Genomic DNA, 16676 nt, shown 5'->3' with positions numbered 1-16676 from the left:
CCCCCTGTCATTCCGGTGGCGGGGGGTTTTGCGCACCCGTAGGTTGGTACGCATGATCGAGCTTGAGGGCCTGACCAAGCGCTACGGGACGAAGACAGCGGTCGACCATCTCTCCTTCCAGGTGCGGCCGGGCATGGTCACCGGGTTCCTGGGGCCCAACGGGGCGGGCAAGTCGACGACGATGCGGATGATGCTCGATCTGGACAACCCGACGAGCGGGACGGTCCGGATCGACGGCAAGCACTACCGGGAGCTGGCGGAGCCGCTCAAGTACATCGGGGCGCTGCTCGACGCCAAGGCGATGCACGGCGGCCGCTCCGCGTACAACAACCTGCTGTGCCTCGCGCAGTCCAACCGGATCCCGGCGCGGCGGGTGGACGAGGTGCTCGGCCTGGTGGGTCTGACGCCGGTCGCGAAGAAGAAGTCGAAGGGTTTCTCCCTCGGCATGGGTCAGCGGCTGGGCATCGCCTCGGCGTTGCTCGGTGATCCCGAGATCCTGATGTTCGACGAACCCGTCAATGGTCTGGACCCCGAGGGAATTCACTGGATCCGCAATCTGATGAAGGCGTTGGCCGCCGAAGGCCGGACGATCTTCGTTTCCAGTCATCTGATGAGTGAAATGGCACTGACGGCCGATCATCTGATCGTGATCGGCCAGGGAAAGTTGCTGGCCGACACGTCGATGGCGGATTTCATCCAGCAGAATTCCCGGAGTTTCGTGCGCTTGCGCTCCCCGCAACAGGAACGCCTTCGGGACGTGCTCCACGACAGCGGGTTGATCGTGGTCGAGGCGGGCAACGGCACCCTGGAGGTGGACGGGGCGACGACCGAGAAGCTGGGCGAGCTGGCCGCCGAGAACGGTCTGACCCTGCACGAGCTGAGCGCCCAGCGCGCCTCCCTCGAAGAGGCCTTCATGCAGATGACGGCCGGTGCGGTCGAGTACCACGCGCACGGCACCGACGTACACGGCGCACCGGCGCCGGGCCCCCGATGGGGCGCGAACGCCGCGTCGGCCCCCGACTCCCCCGACTCCTACGACTCGACCTCCCAGGGAGCCTGAACGATGGCAGCGGCATCCGCGGTCCTCCAGTCCGAGTGGACCAAGATCCGGACGGTGTCGTCGACCGTCTGGACACTGGCGAGCGCCTTCCTCGTCACGATGGCGATGGGCGCGGGGCTGAGCGCCCTGGTGAACTCCACGTTCGGCGATCTGAACGAGGCGGAGCGGATCACCTTCGACCCGACCCTGGTCAGCTTCTCCGGGATGATCCTCGGCCAGCTGGCGATGGTGGTCTTCGGCGTCCTGGTGGTGGGGACCGAGTACTCGTCGGGCATGATCCGCACCTCGCTGGCGGCCGTGCCGCAGCGGGCCTCCTTCCTCTTCTCGAAGATCGCGGTGGCGGGCGGGCTCGCCCTGCTGGTCGGGCTCGCGACGAGCTTCGTCACCTTCTTCCTGGGGCAGGCGCTGCTCGGCGACCACAGCGCCTCGATCAGCGACGACAACGTGCTGCGCGCGGTGTTCGGCGCCGGGCTCTACATGGGCCTGATCGCGGTGTTCTCCATGGGCGTCGCGACGATGCTGCGCTCGTCGATGCTGTCGCTCGGCATCCTGGTGCCCTTCCTGCTCCTGGTCTCCAACATCCTCTCGGCGGTGCCGAAGGCCAAGGAGGTGGCCCAGTACTTCCCGGACCAGGCCGGCGCGAAGATCATGCGGGTCATCCCCGACGCGATGAACTCGGAGGAGGCTCCGTACGGGCCCTGGGCCGGGCTGGGGATCATGGTGCTCTGGGTGATCGCCTCGCTGCTCGGCGGCTACCTGGTGCTGAAGAAGCGGGACGCCTGATCCCGTAGGCGGCGCCCGATCCCGTAGGGGACGGCCAGGGAATCTCCCCGAGGTTCGGCGGAGGTTCCCTTCCGCTTCGCCGGAACCGTCCGTGGCTGGATAAGCTCCTAGCTCATACGGGGGGCTCCGGCCGCAGGCCGCCACGCCCCGACATGGATGCGACCGACCTGTCGATGGGGCTGGAGAATGATCGAGGCAGTCGGCCTGACGAAGCGCTACGGCGCCAAGACGGCCGTGTACAACCTTTCCTTCCAGGTGAGGCCCGGTGTGGTCACCGGGTTCCTGGGGCCCAACGGGTCGGGCAAGTCGACGACGATGCGCATGATCCTGGGGCTCGACCAGCCCACCGCCGGGCACGTGACGATCGGCGGGCACCCGTTCCGGCAGCTGCCGAACGCGCCCCGGCAGGTCGGCGCGCTGCTCGACGCCAAGGCCGTGCACGGCGGGCGGAGCGCGCGCAGCCACCTCCTGTCGCTCGCGCAGCTCGCCGGCATCCCGGCGCAGCGCGTCGACGAGGTCCTCGGCGTCGTCGGCCTGCAGGACGTGGCCAAGCGCCGCTCCAAGGGCTTCTCGCTCGGCATGGGCCAGCGCCTCGGCATCGCGGCGGCGCTCCTCGGCGACCCGCAGGTGCTGCTCTTCGACGAGCCGGTCAACGGCCTGGACCCGGAGGGCATCCTCTGGGTCCGCAACCTGATGAAGAAGCTGGCCTCCGAGGGCCGGACCGTCTTCGTCTCCAGCCACCTCATGAGCGAGATGGCGCTGACGGCGGACCACCTGATCGTGATCGGCCGCGGGCAGCTGCTCGCGGACATGAGCGTCACGGACTTCATCTCGGCGAACTCCGCCGACTTCGCCCGGGTGCGGACCCCGCAGACCGAGCCGGCGCAGCGGGAGAAGCTGACGGCGGTCCTCACGGAGGCTGGCGGCCAGGTCCTGTCCGAGCCGGACGGCGCGCTGCGGGTGACGGGTCTCCCGCTGCCGCGGATCAGCGACCTGGCGCACGGCGCGGACGTGCGGCTCTGGGAGCTGTCCCCGCACCAGGCGTCCCTGGAGGAGGCGTACATGCGGCTGACGCAGGGCGCCGTGGACTACCGCTCGACCGACGACCGCCTCGCGCACCTCCAGCCGGCCCCGCACCCCGGCCAGCAGGGGTACGGGATGCCGCCGCAGCCGGTGGTCCAGGACGTGCCGCAGCAGGGCTGGTACGCCCCGCCGCCGCCCGGGCAGAATCCTTACGCCGGGGCACCGCAGGCGCCCGCGCCGGGTCCGTACGCGCCGCCGGCCGTCGCGCCGTCGCCCGTCTCCCAGCCGACCACCCCGCAGCCGAGCGACACCACCGAGGACGCCCGATGACCGCCCCCGCCCAGCACCCCGCTCCGGCGCCGTACACGTACGTCTCCCCCATCCCGGTCCGCCGGGCGCACCTGGGTGACGCGCTCGCCTCCGAGTGGACGAAGATCCGCTCGGTGCGGTCGACGATGTGGACGCTCGGCGTCATGATCCTGCTGATGCTGGCCCTCGGCCTGGGGGTGGCGGCCATCGCCGCGGCCTCGGACGCGCCGATGGGCGAGGAGTCCGCGCTCGGGTTCGGCTTCTTCGGCATGCTGCCCGCGGCGATCTGCGTGATCACGCTGGGCGTGCTCACCATCGCCTCCGAGTACGGCACGGGCATGATCCGTACGACCCTGACGGCCTGCCCCAGCCGGGCGCGGGTGCTGACGGCGAAGGCGGCCGTCTTCTTCCTGCTGGTCTTCACGGTCACCACGGTGGTCGCGACGCTGGTCGCGGCGGCGCAGGTGGCCATCGTGGACACGGCCGCGGACCCGTCGGCGGGCGAGTTCCTGCGCGCCACGGTCGGCGCGGGCGCCTACCTGGCCCTGCTCGGTCTGCTGTCGCTGGCGATCGGAACGGTGATCCGCCACTCCGCCGGCGCGATCACGGTGATGATCGGCGTGCTGCTGCTGCCGCTGGTGGTGGCGCTCTTCATGTTCTCCGAGGCGCTCAAGTCGGTGCAGGAGTGGCTCTTCACGTACTCCATCCCCTCGCAGATGATCGCGCTGTACGCCGACCAGCCGCCCTTCGGGAGCGACGGCCCGGCGGGCTGGCAGCCGCTGTTCATCCTGGCGGGCGTCACGGCCGTCGCGCTCGGCGGCGCCTTCGCGCTGCTGAACAACCGGGACGTGTGAATCCGCCGGGTACCCCTAGTACTTCGGCGCGTTGCGGGACCGCTGCACCTTGCTGGTGCGGCGGTCCTTCGCGTTCCAGCAGGCCTTGTGCCAGTGGCGGCGGTCGTCCACCCCGCCGTACTCCGGCCAGGCGACGACGTGCGGGGCGCCGGGCGGGATCTCCTGGTCGCAGCCGGGGCAGCGGTAGCGCTTGCCGGGGGAGCTGGCGCCGGCGACGAGGCGGACGTACCACTCCTCGCCCTGCCAGGTCTCGGTGCGCTGCACGCCGCCGTACCGGTCGCCGTGGTCGGCCTGCGGGTCGGGCTTCTCGCCGCCTCGGGAACGGTTGTGGCGCGGGGACACGGGCACACCTCACGGGGTCTGGGAACACGGACCGTTCCCTCCAGCCTACGGGCCGCGACGCGGTGCCCCCGGCCCCGCCCGGGACGGCTTAGCGGAAAATCGCAAGAACTTCATGAACGGCCGTTGCCTTTGGCACGTGCAAGGCGTTGTTGCCAGTGCGAGGGGAGATACGCGTCGGCCGCAAGGAGGCAGAAGGCGATGCGCGTGGGTACGTTCGTTCTGGCCGCCCAGTTCCCGGGCCAGGGGCAGGGAGAGGCGCTGCACCGTGCGGTGCGGACCGCCGAGGTCGCGGAGGAGGCGGGGCTCGACTCCGTCTGGCTGGCCGAGCACCATTTCGTGCCGTACGGGGTGTGCCCGTCGGCCGTGACACTGGCCGCGCTGCTCCTGGGCCGCACCCGTCGGCTGCGGGTCGGCACGGCGGTGAGCGTGCTGCCCAGCGTCCACCCGGTCGCCCTGGGCGAGCAGGCGGCGCTGCTGCACCTGACCTCGGGCGGCAGGTTCACCCTCGGGGTGGGCCGGGGCGGCCCCTGGGTCGACCTGGAGGTGTTCGGCTCCGGCCTCGACGCGTACGAGCAGGGCTTCCCCGAATCGCTCGACCTGCTGCTGCGCTGGCTCACCGAGCCCAGCGTGGGCGCCCGGGGCGAGCGGTTCTCCTTCCGCGACGTGCCGGTGGTGCCACGGCCGGACGAGCTGATCGACGGCCCGGCCCGCCCCGAGGTGGTGGTGGCCTGCACCTCGCCGAAGAGCGTGCGGCTCGCCGCCGAGCGGGGCCTGCCGATGCTGCTGGGGATGCACTGCGGCGACGAGGACAAGGCCGAGATGGTCGCGGCCTGGGCCCGCTGCGCGCGGGAGGCCGGACGGGACCCGGACGAGATCGCGCGGATCGGCGCCTGCCACGTCTCCGCGGGGGTGGCGCAGCTCGCCGACCGCGGTCCCGACGCGGCCGAGGCGCTGGTGAAGGCGATGCCGGGCTGGCTGCGGCAGGGGCTCGACGCCCATGTCACGGTCGACGGCCGGCACCGGGCGATGCGGGACCCCGTGGCGTACACGGAGCTGCTGTGCGGGATGCACCCGGTGGGCACGCCGCGGATCGCGGCGGACCGGCTCGCGGCGACCTCGGAGCGGACGGGCATCACGCGCTTCGCCCTCCTCGCGGAGGGCTCGGGCGACCTCGCGGCGACCGAGGAGAACGTGCGGCGGCTCGGTGCGGAGGTCCTGCCGCTCCTGGTGTGATCCCCGGCACGGCCGGGACCGTGCCGCCGCTCCGGCATCTCCTGGCGACGATGCGCGTCGGCGCGCACCGATCGCGACCCCGTGATGCGGAGCGGCAGCACCATGCCTCAGCAGTCGCGGAGTTCGGGCGACTGGTTGAGAAGCTGCCCCCGTACGGATGTGAAGCGGGCGAGCCGCTCGTCCACCGCCGGGTCCAGCGGGAACACCGCCACCCGGTGGCAGTTCTGGAAGGCGAGACGCACCCCGAAGTGCCGCTGGAGCGCGCCGCGGATGGCGTCGCTGGCGAGCGCGCGCAGCAGCTGACCACGTGCCTGCTCGTTCGGCGGCGGCGTCTGGTTGTCGGCGAACTCTCCGCCGTCGACCTTCAGCTGGGCCACCAGAGAGCTGATCATCTCCCATGCGTAGGGCAGGGAGGTCCGGACGCAGTCGACGAAGTCGGCTTCGTCGACCTCGCCTCGCTCGGCCTGTTCCAACAGTGCCGGTGAGACGTCGAGCGACATGGGTTCTCCTCTCGCGACCCCGCGGACGGGGTCTTGCGGGCAGGGACGAAGGCCGGTCCGCCCGACACGCAGCGTGCACGGACGACGACCTCCAGCTTCCACGGTAAGCGCGCAGTCCTGAGCGCACCAGAAGATTGGGAACACAACCGGCTGATAACCGACGGGTGTTCGGCTCATGACCGTGCTCCGGCGCACCCCGGAGACCACTCGGAGAGTCCCCGGACGATGCCCGAATCGCGCGGAAGAGCACCCGTCTTGTAGCGTTGCCGACCATGCGTCTCGTCATTGCCCGTTGCTCCGTGGACTACGCGGGCCGGCTCACGGCCCACCTGCCCTCCGCCCCCCGTCTGATCCTGGTGAAGGCAGACGGCAGCGTCTCCATCCACGCGGACGACCGGGCGTACAAACCGCTCAACTGGATGTCCCCGCCGTGCACCCTCAAGGAGGGGGTCGACGGCGAGGAGGGCGTCTGGACCGTGATCAACAAAGCGGGCGAGAAACTGATCATCACGATGGAGGAGATCCTCCACGATTCCTCACACGAACTGGGTGTCGACCCCGGTCTGATCAAGGACGGCGTCGAGGCGCACCTCCAGGAGCTGCTCGCCGACCGCATCGAGACCCTCGGCGAGGGCTACACCCTGATCCGCCGCGAGTACCCCACCGCGATCGGCCCCGTCGACATCCTGTGCCGGGACGCGGACGGCGGGACGGTCGCGGTGGAGATCAAGCGCCGCGGCGAGATCGACGGCGTCGAGCAGCTGACCCGCTACCTGGAGCTGCTCAACCGCGACCCGCACCTCGCGCCGGTCAAGGGCGTCTTCGCCGCCCAGGAGATCAAGCCGCAGGCCAAGGTCCTCGCGACCGACCGCGGCATCGGCTGCGTCGTCCTCGACTACGACGCGCTGCGCGGCATCGAGGACGACAAGCTGCGGCTGTTCTAGCCGGGGCACGGAGTACGGAGAGTACGGGGACGGCCCCGGGCGCTAAGGACGCGCCCGGGGCCGTTCGTCGTTCCCGACCCGCGGTACGGGGTCAGGCGGGGGTCCCCGTGGCGGACGGGCTGCCGCCGAGCGCGGAGGAGGCGATGCCGACGGGGGCCTCGCTGCTGGTCGACGTGGAGGTGGGCGGCGTGGACGACGGCGTCTCGCTCGGCGTGGCCGGGGTGGACGACGGCGGCTTGGGCGTGGTCGACGACGGCTTGGGCGAGGAGGAGGTGGTCGACGACCGGGTCGGGGTCGGCCGTCCGGGCGGCGGGGTCGTGCCGGTCGACGGCGACCCGGACGTCGACGACGGGCTGTCCGAGGGCGAGGCGGAGTCGGACGAGCCCGGGCTCGCCGAGTCCGACGGGGACGCGCTGCCCGAGCCGGAGGGGCTCGGGGAGCCGGAGGCCGTGGGCGTACCCGTCTCCCCCGGCTCGCCGTCGGCCGGCGGCTCGTCGCCGGAGCCGTCGGCGGTCCCGTCGTCGGGCGCCGTGGTTTCGGTGGTGACGCTGTTGGTGACGGGCACCTCGTCGTCGCCGGAGGTGATGCCGAGGGTGACGACGGTGCCGAGGACGGCGACGAGGAGGGCGCCCGCGCCGACCGCGACGAGGTTGCGGCGGGCGCCGGCGAGGAGGCTGTCCTTGAGGCCGGGGCGGCCGGCGTCCTCTGCGGCGCCGGGGCGCGTGAGGAGCGTCGGGCCCTCGTCGGCGAAGTCGGGGAACGCCGGGAACGCGGGCTTCGGGGCGGGCTTCGCCCGGACCGGTCCGCCCGGCAGCGGGGCCGTGGCGGCGGCCGCCGGGCCGAGCGCGGGGCGGGTGGAGGCGGGGCGGGTGGAGGCGGGGCCGCGCAGGGCCGGGACGCCGCGCGGCGGGGAGACGTGCTCCTCGGCGCGGGCCGCGGCCGGGGCGCCGTGCTCCCCGGCGAGGTCGGCGACGAGGGCTAGGGCCCGGCGGCCGGCGACGGTGCCGCGCTTGTCGGCGAGCACGCCGCGCATGCCGATGGAGGCCTCCAGTTCGGCGCGGGCCCGCTCCAGGTTGCCGGCGAGGATCGCGAGGACGCCCAGTTCGTGGTGGAAGTACGCCTCCTCCGCCACGTCCCCGGTGTGCCGGGCGGACTCCTGTCCGGCGCGCAGGGCCCGCTCCCAGGCACCCCAGTGCAGCCCGGCGGCGAAGGCGGGCGCGGCGGCGCGGGCGAGGAGGACGGCGGTGGCCCGGCGCTCCGTGTCGTCGGCGGTTTCGGAGCCCGTACCGGAGCCGGCGGCCGTACCGGAGCCGGAGCCGGAGCCGGCGGCCGTACCGGAGCCGGAGCCGGCGGTCGTACCGGAGACGAGGGCGGTGAGGGCGGCGAGCAGCGCGTCGGACTCGGCGGCGGCGCGGTCGGGCGTGACGGAGGGGTGGGCGGCCCACCAGGCGTAGTGCTGGGCGACGGTGTGGGCGCGGTCGGCGGCCCCGTGCTCGTACCCGTGGGCGAGGAGCTGGGTGAGGACGCCGGAGGCGAGCCGGTAGCGGGGGCCGACCGGGGAGAGCAGGCCGCAGGCGACGAGCTCGCCGAGGGCGGCGTCGGCGTGGGTGTCGCCGACGAGGGCCGGCAGGTGGGCCTGGTGCGGGAGCTCGCCGCCGAGGGCGACGGCGAAGCGCAGGGTGGCCTGGGCGGAGCGGCTGAGGCGGGAGGCGAGGAGGGCCGCGGGGGCGGCGCCCTCGCCGAGGCTCGGCAGGGGTATCTCGCGCAGTTCGACGTCGGGGTCGTCGATGCCGTCGAAGGCCGCGGCGGCGACGGCCGCGGCCGCCTCGGGGTCGGTGGGCCCGAAGGCCTCTTCGAGGGCGCCGAAGGCGTCGAACTCGGCCGGGGTGACCCGCAGCCGGTCGCGCTGCCGGAGCAGGGCACCGGCCTGGACGAAGCGCAGGGGCAGGCCTTCGGACTCGAACCACAGGTCGCCGGCCCAGTTGGCCTCGTCGTCGGTGAGGGTGCGGCCGGTGGCGCTCTCCAGGAGCTCGAGGGCGGCGGCGCGGCCGAGGCCTTCGAGGTGGAGTTCCTCGATGGGGGCGTCGGCCGTCGGGACGGGCGCGTCGGTTCCCGCGGCGAACAGGAAGGCGCATTCGGGGGCCGCGTCGAGGAGCTCGTCGAGGGCGGCGCCGCCGAACTCCAGGTCGTCGACGACGACCACGGCGCCGATGTCGCGGACCAGGTCGAGGAGGGTGTCCCGGTCGGGCCGCTGGTCGGGAGCATGGCGGACGGCGGTGAAGAGCTCGTGGAGGAGTTCGGTGGGGGTGCGGTGGTGGCCGGAGAGCCGTACGACGCCGTCGGGGGCGAGCTCCGCGCAGTCGGCGGCGACCGCGTCGAGGAGGGCCGTGCGGCCGGATCCGGCGGGGCCGGTCAGCCGGGCGGAGCGGCCGCGGGTGATGGTCGCGGTGAGCTGTTCGCGCTGCTCCCGCCGTTCGAGCAGGGGCAGGGCGGGCGCGGCGGGTCCGGCCGGGACGGGCGGGGCGGCGGCGCGGGCGGCCTCGGCGCGCTCCTCGGCGGTGCGGGGGCGGGGGGCCGCGGGTTCGCGTCCCGGCGGGCAGGGTTCGATCTCGCTGCCGTCGACGGGATTGACGGTGAGGAGCAGTCCGCCGGAGACGAGCTGGACGACGCGGGCGCGCACGGGGGCGGGGGCCGGCGCGGGCACGCCCCCGCGCGCCTGGCGGGTCTCGTCACTTTCGGTGTCGTGCCCGTACTCCTCCGACCCACGGTTGATCGGGTCCATGGTGCAAGCCCCCAAGAAGCGGTGTCCGGTGCCCGCCGGATGGGTCCGTCAATGTGCAGGCGACCGAACCCTAGACCGTGGTCAGGCGCTCGGGAACAGGCGGGGTGCCTCGGAGACCAAGACGTCACGGTCTTGTGAGGATTGAGCGTGACGCCTGGTTCACACAGCTGCTTCACAGACGGGGGCGGCCCCGGGGGTCACACCCGGGGCAGGGACTCCAGGGCGAGGCCGCCCTCGATGGCGAGGATGCGGTGCAGCCGGGTGGCGACGAGGAGCCGCTGCATCTGGGGCGGCACCCCGCGCAGGACGAGCCGCCGGCCGCAGCGGCCGGCCCGCCGGTGGGCGCCCATGATGACGCCGAGCCCGGTCGCGTCCCAGGAGTCGAGGCCGGTCAGGTCCAGCACCAGGTCGCCGACTCCGTCGTCGACCGCCGAGTGCAGGACCGTACGGGCGTCCGCCGCGCTGCGGACGTCGAGGCGGCCCCCGACGACCAGCTCGACATGGTCGCCCCTGATGTGCATATGCGCTCCCCGAGAGTGCTCCGTCTTCGCAACAACTGACTGCCGCATCGGCAGATACGTTGCGCCTTGTCAGCGAACCGACACCGAAATTCACCCCACGGGGTGAGACGGGGTGGCGGGTCCGGCTCAGTACTTGTAGAAGCCCTGCCCGCTCTTGCGGCCGATGTCACCCGCGTCCACCATCCGGCGCATCAGCTCCGGGGGCGCGAACTTCTCGTCCTGGGACTCCGTGTAGATGTTGTCGGCCGCGTTCACCAGGATGTCGATGCCGGTGAGGTCGGCGGTGGTGAGCGGGCCCATGGCGTGGCCGAAGCCGAGCTTGCAGGCGATGTCGATGTCCTCGGCGGAGGCGACGCCCGACTCGTGGAGCTTGGCGGCCTCGACGACGAGGGCGGCGATGAGCCGGGTGGTGACGAAGCCGGCGACGTCGCGGTTGACGACGATGCAGGTCTTGCCGACGGACTCGGCGAACTCGCGCGCGGTGGCGAGGGTGGCGTCGCTCGTCTTGTAGCCGCGGACGAGCTCGCAGAGCTGCATCATCGGGACCGGCGAGAAGAAGTGGGTGCCGACGACGGCCTCGGGGCGCTCGGTCACCGCGGCGATCTTGGTGATCGGGATCGCGGAGGTGTTGGAGGCGAGGACGGCGCCGTCCTTGGCGACCTTGTCGAGCGAGCGGAAGATCTCGTGCTTGACGTCGAGGTTCTCGAAGACGGCCTCGACGACGATGTCCGCGTCGGCGACGGCTTCGAGCTCGGTGGTGGCGGTGATCCGGCCGAGGGCGGCCTCGGCGTCGGCGGCGTCCAGCTTGCCCTTGGCGACGAACCGGTCGTACGACGCCTTGATGCCGTCGGTGCCGCGGGTCAGCGCGGCGTCGGTGACGTCACGCAGGACGACGTCCCAACCGGCCTGCGCCGAGACCTGCGCGATGCCGGATCCCATGAGTCCGGCCCCGATGACGGCAAGCTTCCTGGCCACGATCTTCCACCCCTCAACACGTGTTCACGTCTGGCTCTCCGGCGGAGATTAGCGGTCGCGGGGCGCCATGTGACCGCTAAGTAACGCGCGTCACGCCCTCTTTGACGGACGTCACACTCGCGACACCCCCGCCGCGGCTGCGGGCCTCCCGCGACGACGCCGGGTGACGGTCGGCACACGGGCGTTCCGGAGCGCCGACGGCTCACTAGGCTGACCGCATGGTCAATCTGACGCGCATCTACACCCGTACCGGCGACCAGGGCACCACGGCCCTCGGCGACATGAGCAGGACCGCCAAGACGGACCTGCGGATCTCGGCGTACGCGGACGCCAACGAGGCCAACGCCGCCATCGGCACGGCCGTGGCCCTCGGGCAGCTCGACGAGGCGGTCGTGAAGGTCCTCGTCCGCGTCCAGAACGACCTCTTCGACGTCGGCGCGGACCTCTGCACCCCGGTGGTGGAGGACCCGAAGTACCCGCCGCTCCGCGTCGAGCAGTCGTACGTCGACAAGCTGGAGGCCGACTGCGACCGCTTCCTGGAGGACCTGGAGAAGCTGCGCTCCTTCATCCTGCCGGGCGGCACGCCCGGTGCGGCGCTGCTGCACCAGGCGTGCACGGTGGTCCGGCGGGCGGAGCGCTCCACCTGGGCCGCCCTGGAGGTGCACGGCGAGACGATGAACGCCCTGACCGCCACCTACCTCAACCGGCTATCGGACCTGCTCTTCATCCTCGCGCGGACCGCGAACAAGGAGGTCGGGGACGTGCTCTGGGTGCCGGGCGGGGACCGCTGAGCCGTCCTGACGAGCCGGGGCGCCGTCCTCGGCGGGGTCCTCGCCCTCCGGCGCCCTCTTCGGCCAGATCGCGTAGCTGAGCGCGATCAGGCCGTGGATGCCGACCAGCCGCCAGACGCCCCCGATCGAGGCCTCCAGCTTCGAGGTGTCGCCGTCCCCGCCGACGTACCAGACCGCGGCGAGCAGGAGGGCGGAGGCGACGGAGGCCATCACCACCGAGCCGAGCCAGATCCTCCCCTCGTGGTGGGCGCGCGCCATGCCGTACCGCGGCGCCTTCACGGGCGGCGGGCCGTCGCCGAAGCGGTGCGCGGCACGGCTGTCGAGCCACTTCACGGTCCGGTGGCCGTGGCCGACGGTGTAGCCGATGTAGAGGGCGGCGAGGGCGTGCTTCCAGCTGGGGTCGGCACCGTTCTTGAGGTCGATCGCGGTGACGACGAGGAGCAGGACCTCCAGGAGCGGCTCGCACAGGAGCAGCGCGATGCCCGTCCGGGGCATCTTCAGGAGGTAGCGGGCGGCGAGTCCGGCGGCGAGCAGAACCCAGAAACCGACCTCGCAGACGGCGATGAGCGTGACGATCACGACGGTTCCCCTTTCGGTTCCCCTCCAGCCTCCCGTGGGCCCCGGCCCGTTTCGTCGTCGCCGGTGACGAAGTCCGCCTACATCGTTCGACGGAGGCGGGCGGGGACACGGATCGATCCCGGCGAGGAGGTCCCGGCCCGCGGGGGCGTGTTGGATGGGTACGTGACGCTCCCCCGCCCGCACCGCACCGATCTGCTCATCGCCTTCGCGGGACTCGCCTGCGGGCTGCTCCTGTGGTCGTACGGCCTCTACACGACCGGCGGCCGCGTCTTCGACCAGCGGTGGGCGCCGCTGATCCCGCTCGTGGTGATGGCCGCGACGGAGGCGGTGCGCCGGACGCTGCCGCAGACGGCGCTGAACGTCGCCACGCTGGCGATCGTGGCGGACCAGTTCACCAACGGGAACCTGGCCACCGTCCTGATGTTCACGGACGTCGTCTACGCGGCCGTCGTGTACGGCTCGCCCGCCTCCGCCCGCCGCGTCCCCTACACCACCGCGCTGATCACCATCGGCGTGACGGTCGGCTTCCTCGTCTGGTGGCAGAACGCGATCGCCCTCCTCATCGGGGTGATCACGGGCATGATCTCCTTCCTGCCCGCGCTGACCGGCGCCGTCGTCCGCAACCACCGGAACGCGGCGGAGGCCGCCCGGCTGCGGGCCGAACAGACGGCGCTGCTCGCCGAGATGGACCGGGCGCAGGCGGTGGTGGCCGAGCGGGCCCGGATGGCGCGCGAGCTCCACGACATGGTGGCGAACCACCTGTCCGCCATCGCGATCCACTCCACGGCGGCGCTCTCGCTCGACGAGCCGGCCACCACCCGGCAGGCGCTGACCGTGATCCGGGAGAACAGCGTGGCGGGCCTGGCGGAGATGCGGCGGCTGATCGGGCTGCTGCGGGACAGCAGCGGGGACACGGCGCCGGCCGCCGCGCCCACGCTCGCCGGGGTGGACGCCCTGGTCGCCCAGGCGCGCGCCAACGGCGGACCGAGCGGCCTGGCGTTCGCCCTGGTCGACGCCCGGGAGAGCACGACCGCGCTGCCGGCGCCGGTGGAGCTGGCCGCGTACCGGATCGTGCAGGAGTCCCTGACGAACGCCCTCAAGCACGCGGCGCCGGGCGAGGTCCGGGTGCTCCTCGCGCGCGAGCCGGCGGCGCTGACGGTCGAGGTGACGAGCCCGCGCGGGGAGCGCCCGGGCCCGACCGCGCCGGGTTCGGGGGCCGGTCTGGTGGGGATGCGGGAACGGGTGGCCCTGCTCGGCGGGGTCTTCGAGGCGGGTCCGGCGACGGACGACGAGGGAAGCGAACGATGGCGGGTACGGGCGGAACTGCCGGTGGCCGCGAGCGACGAGGAGCGGGTGTGACGGTGCGGGTGGTGGTCGCCGAGGACCAGTCGGCGGTACGGGCCGGGCTCGTGCTCATCCTGGGCAGCGCCCCGGACATCGAGGTGGTCGGGGAGGCGGCGGACGGCGAGCGGGCGGTCGAGCTGGCGCGCGAGCTGCGCCCGGACCTGGTCCTCATGGACGTACAGATGCCCCGGATGGACGGGGTGACGGCGACCGGGATCGTGGTCGCGGAGGGCCTGGCCGACGTGCTGGTCCTGACGACCTTCGATCTGGACGAGTACGTGTTCGGGGCACTGCGGGCGGGGGCGGCCGGCTTCCTGCTCAAGAACGCCGACGCGCGCGAACTGATCGAGGCGGTGCGGACGGTGGCGCGGGGCGAGGGTCTGATCGCCCCGGCGGTGACCCGGCGGCTCATCGCGGAGTTCGCCGCGTCCGGCCGCCCCGCGCGCGCGGCGCGGGGCACGGACTCGGCCGTCCTCGACGCGTTGACGCCCCGGGAGCGGGAGGTGCTGTCGGCGCTGGGCGGCGGTCTGTCGAACGCGGAGATCGCGGTACGCCTCGACATGGCGGAGGCGACGGTGAAGACGCACGTCAGCAAGGTGCTGAGCAAGCTGGAGCTGCGCAGCAGGGTCCAAGCGGCCGTGCTGGCGCAGGAGTTGGGGGTCTGACCGAGATCGGCAACGTTGGTCTGGACCTCTTGACGATTGGTCCAGACCTTCCTACGCTCGCGGGGCGCGCGCAACTCTCTCGGACCACCCCCACCCAGAACGTCCGCAACTTGAGGAGCACCGTTGAGCACTCAAGCACCGACGCGCCGAAGAGGAATCAGGGCACGGGCCGCAGCCGCCGTGACCGCCCTGGCCCTCCCGCTCGCCGCCATGGTCGGTCTCGCCACCCCCGCCGAGGCGGCCACCTCCGCCACGGCGACCTATACCAAGACCCAGGACTGGGGCACCGGATTCGGCGCCAGCTGGACCATCAAGAACACCGGCACCACCACGATCAGCTCGTGGAACCTGGAGTGGGACTACCCCTCCGGCACCCGGGTCACCTCCGCGTGGGACGCCACCGTCACCAACAGCGGCAACCACTGGACCGCCAAGAACGTCGGCTGGAACGGCACCCTGGCCCCCGGCGCCTCCGTCTCCTTCGGCTACAACGGCGCCGGATCCGGCGCCCCCACCGGCTGCAAGATCAACGGCGCCGCCTGCGACGACTCCACCCCGCCGGGCGACAACCCGCCCTCGGCCCCCGGCACCCCGGTCGCCTCGGACATCACCAACACCTCGGTGAAGCTCAGCTGGGGCGCGGCCACCGACGACAACAGCGTCAAGAACTACGACGTCCTGCGCGACGGCACGAAGGTCACCACCACCACCGCGCTGACCTGGACAGACCAGGGCCTCACCGCCGGCACCGACTACACCTACTCGGTCGTCGCCCGCGACAGCATCGACCAGACCGGTCCCGCCGCCGGCCCGACCCCGGTGCGCACCACCGGGGGCGACACCCCGCCGCCGCCGAAGGCCGTCAAGCTGGGCTACTTCACCAACTGGGGCGTCTACGGACGCAACTACCACGTGAAGAACATCGTGACCTCGGGCTCCGCGTCCAAGATCACCCACATCAACTACGCCTTCGGCAACGTCCAGGGCGGCAAGTGCACCATCGGCGACGCCTACGCCGACTACGACAAGGCCTACACCGCCGACCAGTCCGTCGACGGCGTCGCCGACACCTGGGACCAGCCGCTGCGCGGCAACTTCAACCAGCTCCGCAAGCTGAAGAAGGCGTACCCGAACATCAAGGTCCTGTGGTCCTTCGGCGGCTGGACCTGGTCCGGCGGCTTCGGCCAGGCCGTGCAGAACCCGACCGCCTTCGCCCAGTCCTGCTACGACCTGGTCGAGGACCCGCGCTGGGCCGACGTCTTCGACGGCATCGACCTGGACTGGGAGTACCCGAACGCCTGCGGTCTCACCTGTGACACCAGCGGCGCCGCGTCCTTCAAGAACATGATGCAGGCCATGCGCGCCAAGTTCGGCGCCAACAACCTGGTCACCGCGGCCGTCACGGCCGACGCCTCCGCCGGCGGCAAGATCGACGCCGCCGACTACGCGGGCGCCGCGCCGTACTACGACTGGCTGAACGTGATGACGTACGACTTCTTCGGCGCCTGGGCGGCGAAGGGTCCGACGGCCCCGCACTCCCCGCTCACCTCGTACGCCGGCATCCCGCAGGCGGGCTTCAACTCCGCCGAGGCGATCGCCAAGTTCAAGGCGAAGGGCGTCCCCGCGAACAAGCTCCTCCTCGGCATCGGCTTCTACGGCCGCGGCTGGACCGGCGTCACCCAGTCCGCCCCCGGCGGCACGGCCACCGGCCCGGCGCAGGGCACGTACGAGCAGGGCATCGAGGACTACAAGGTCCTCAAGAACTCCTGCCCGGCCAACGGCACCGTCGCGGGCACGGCGTACGCCCACTGCGGCACCAACTGGTGGAGCTACGACACCCCCGCCACCGTGAACTCGAAGATGAGCTGGGCCAAGAACCAGGGCCTCGGCGGAGCGTTCTTCTGGGAGTTCAGCGGTGACACCACCAACGGCGAGCTCGTCGGCGCCATCAACACCGGCCTGAACTAACCC

The 16676-nt window shown here is 72.3% G+C and carries 16 protein-coding genes; 10 read left to right on the top strand and 6 right to left on the bottom strand.

Going from position 1 to position 16676, the window contains the following annotated elements:
- Positions 1-52: 52 nt before the first annotated feature.
- The 4 genes from ACIQFX_RS33135 (at position 53) to ACIQFX_RS33120 (ending at position 4029) form a co-directional block, all read left to right on the top strand.
- Positions 53-1060 (top strand): ABC transporter ATP-binding protein, encoded by a 1008-nt coding sequence (locus ACIQFX_RS33135; protein ID WP_402470875.1) that lies wholly within the window; start codon positions 53-55, stop codon positions 1058-1060.
- Positions 1061-1063: 3 nt separating this feature from the next.
- The gene (locus ACIQFX_RS33130) at positions 1064-1843 is read left to right on the top strand and encodes an ABC transporter permease (RefSeq protein WP_402470872.1); all 780 of its coding nucleotides are present in this window, start codon (positions 1064-1066) and stop codon (positions 1841-1843) included.
- Positions 1844-2029: 186 nt separating this feature from the next.
- A complete protein-coding gene (locus tag ACIQFX_RS33125) occupies positions 2030-3196 on the top strand; it encodes an ABC transporter ATP-binding protein (protein ID WP_402470870.1) in 1167 nt (388 codons plus the stop codon).
- The gene (locus tag ACIQFX_RS33120; RefSeq protein WP_402470868.1) at positions 3193-4029 is read left to right on the top strand and encodes an ABC transporter permease; all 837 of its coding nucleotides are present in this window, start codon (positions 3193-3195) and stop codon (positions 4027-4029) included. The genes ACIQFX_RS33125 and ACIQFX_RS33120 overlap by 4 nt, the downstream gene beginning before the upstream one ends.
- 15 nt (positions 4030-4044) lie before the next feature.
- On the opposite strand, the gene ACIQFX_RS33115 is transcribed toward ACIQFX_RS33120, so the two are convergent.
- Positions 4045-4371: an ATP/GTP-binding protein gene (locus tag ACIQFX_RS33115; protein ID WP_402470866.1), complete on the bottom strand. Its 327-nt coding sequence runs from the start codon at positions 4369-4371 to the stop codon at positions 4045-4047.
- 198 nt (positions 4372-4569) lie between these two features.
- Here ACIQFX_RS33115 and ACIQFX_RS33110 point away from each other — a divergent pair, with 198 nt between their 5' ends.
- Positions 4570-5604 (top strand): LLM class flavin-dependent oxidoreductase, encoded by a 1035-nt coding sequence (locus ACIQFX_RS33110; RefSeq protein WP_402470865.1) that lies wholly within the window; start codon positions 4570-4572, stop codon positions 5602-5604.
- A 107-nt stretch (positions 5605-5711) separates the two neighbouring features.
- Here the strand turns inward: ACIQFX_RS33110 and ACIQFX_RS33105 are convergent, their stop codons facing one another.
- Complete coding sequence (locus tag ACIQFX_RS33105; protein ID WP_017236120.1) at positions 5712-6104, bottom strand: SCO5389 family protein; 393 nt, start codon at positions 6102-6104, stop codon at positions 5712-5714.
- 272 nt (positions 6105-6376) lie between these two features.
- On the opposite strand from ACIQFX_RS33105, the gene nucS reads away from it, so the two are divergent.
- Positions 6377-7048, top strand: coding sequence for an endonuclease NucS (nucS, locus tag ACIQFX_RS33100; protein WP_376489503.1), 672 nt, complete (start codon positions 6377-6379; stop codon positions 7046-7048).
- Between the two features lie 91 nt (positions 7049-7139).
- Here nucS and ACIQFX_RS33095 read toward each other — a convergent pair whose 3' ends face one another.
- The 3 genes from ACIQFX_RS33095 to ACIQFX_RS33085 form a co-directional block, all read right to left on the bottom strand.
- On the bottom strand, positions 7140-9830 hold the full coding sequence (locus ACIQFX_RS33095; RefSeq protein WP_402470862.1) for an ATP-binding protein: 2691 nt from the start codon (positions 9828-9830) through the stop codon (positions 7140-7142).
- Positions 9831-10027: 197 nt separating this feature from the next.
- Positions 10028-10351 carry an STAS domain-containing protein gene (locus ACIQFX_RS33090; protein ID WP_030210572.1) on the bottom strand — a complete coding sequence of 108 codons (324 nt, stop codon included), beginning with the start codon at positions 10349-10351 and terminating at the stop codon, positions 10028-10030.
- A gap of 126 nt (positions 10352-10477) precedes the next feature.
- Positions 10478-11326 (bottom strand): 3-hydroxyacyl-CoA dehydrogenase family protein, encoded by an 849-nt coding sequence (locus ACIQFX_RS33085; RefSeq protein ID WP_402470859.1) that lies wholly within the window; start codon positions 11324-11326, stop codon positions 10478-10480.
- A 218-nt stretch (positions 11327-11544) separates the two neighbouring features.
- Here ACIQFX_RS33085 and ACIQFX_RS33080 point away from each other — a divergent pair, with 218 nt between their 5' ends.
- A complete protein-coding gene (locus ACIQFX_RS33080; protein ID WP_376490454.1) occupies positions 11545-12117 on the top strand; it encodes a cob(I)yrinic acid a,c-diamide adenosyltransferase in 573 nt (190 codons plus the stop codon).
- Here ACIQFX_RS33080 and ACIQFX_RS33075 read toward each other — a convergent pair.
- Entirely contained in the window at positions 12034-12696 is a 663-nt protein-coding gene (locus ACIQFX_RS33075) for a hypothetical protein (protein ID WP_402470855.1), read from the bottom strand. The genes ACIQFX_RS33080 and ACIQFX_RS33075 overlap by 84 nt on opposite strands.
- Before the next feature lie 162 nt (positions 12697-12858).
- Between ACIQFX_RS33075 and ACIQFX_RS33070 the strand changes: the two genes are divergently transcribed.
- From ACIQFX_RS33070 to ACIQFX_RS33060, 3 genes are all read left to right on the top strand, one after another.
- Positions 12859-14055, top strand: a complete 1197-nt coding sequence (locus tag ACIQFX_RS33070) for a sensor histidine kinase (protein WP_402470853.1) — start codon at positions 12859-12861, stop codon at positions 14053-14055.
- Entirely contained in the window at positions 14052-14705 is a 654-nt protein-coding gene (locus ACIQFX_RS33065; RefSeq protein WP_402470851.1) for a response regulator, read from the top strand. The genes ACIQFX_RS33070 and ACIQFX_RS33065 overlap by 4 nt, the downstream gene beginning before the upstream one ends.
- Positions 14706-14915: 210 nt before the next feature.
- Entirely contained in the window at positions 14916-16673 is a 1758-nt protein-coding gene (locus tag ACIQFX_RS33060; RefSeq protein WP_402471000.1) for a glycosyl hydrolase family 18 protein, read from the top strand.
- The last annotated feature ends 3 nt before the right edge of the window (positions 16674-16676 follow it).

This window comes from Streptomyces sp. NPDC093089 (genome assembly GCF_044754405.1).
GTDB lineage: Bacteria > Actinomycetota > Actinomycetes > Streptomycetales > Streptomycetaceae > Streptomyces.
The sequence above is the reverse complement of the archived record's forward strand: the minus strand, read 5'-3'. Positions and strand labels throughout refer to the sequence as shown.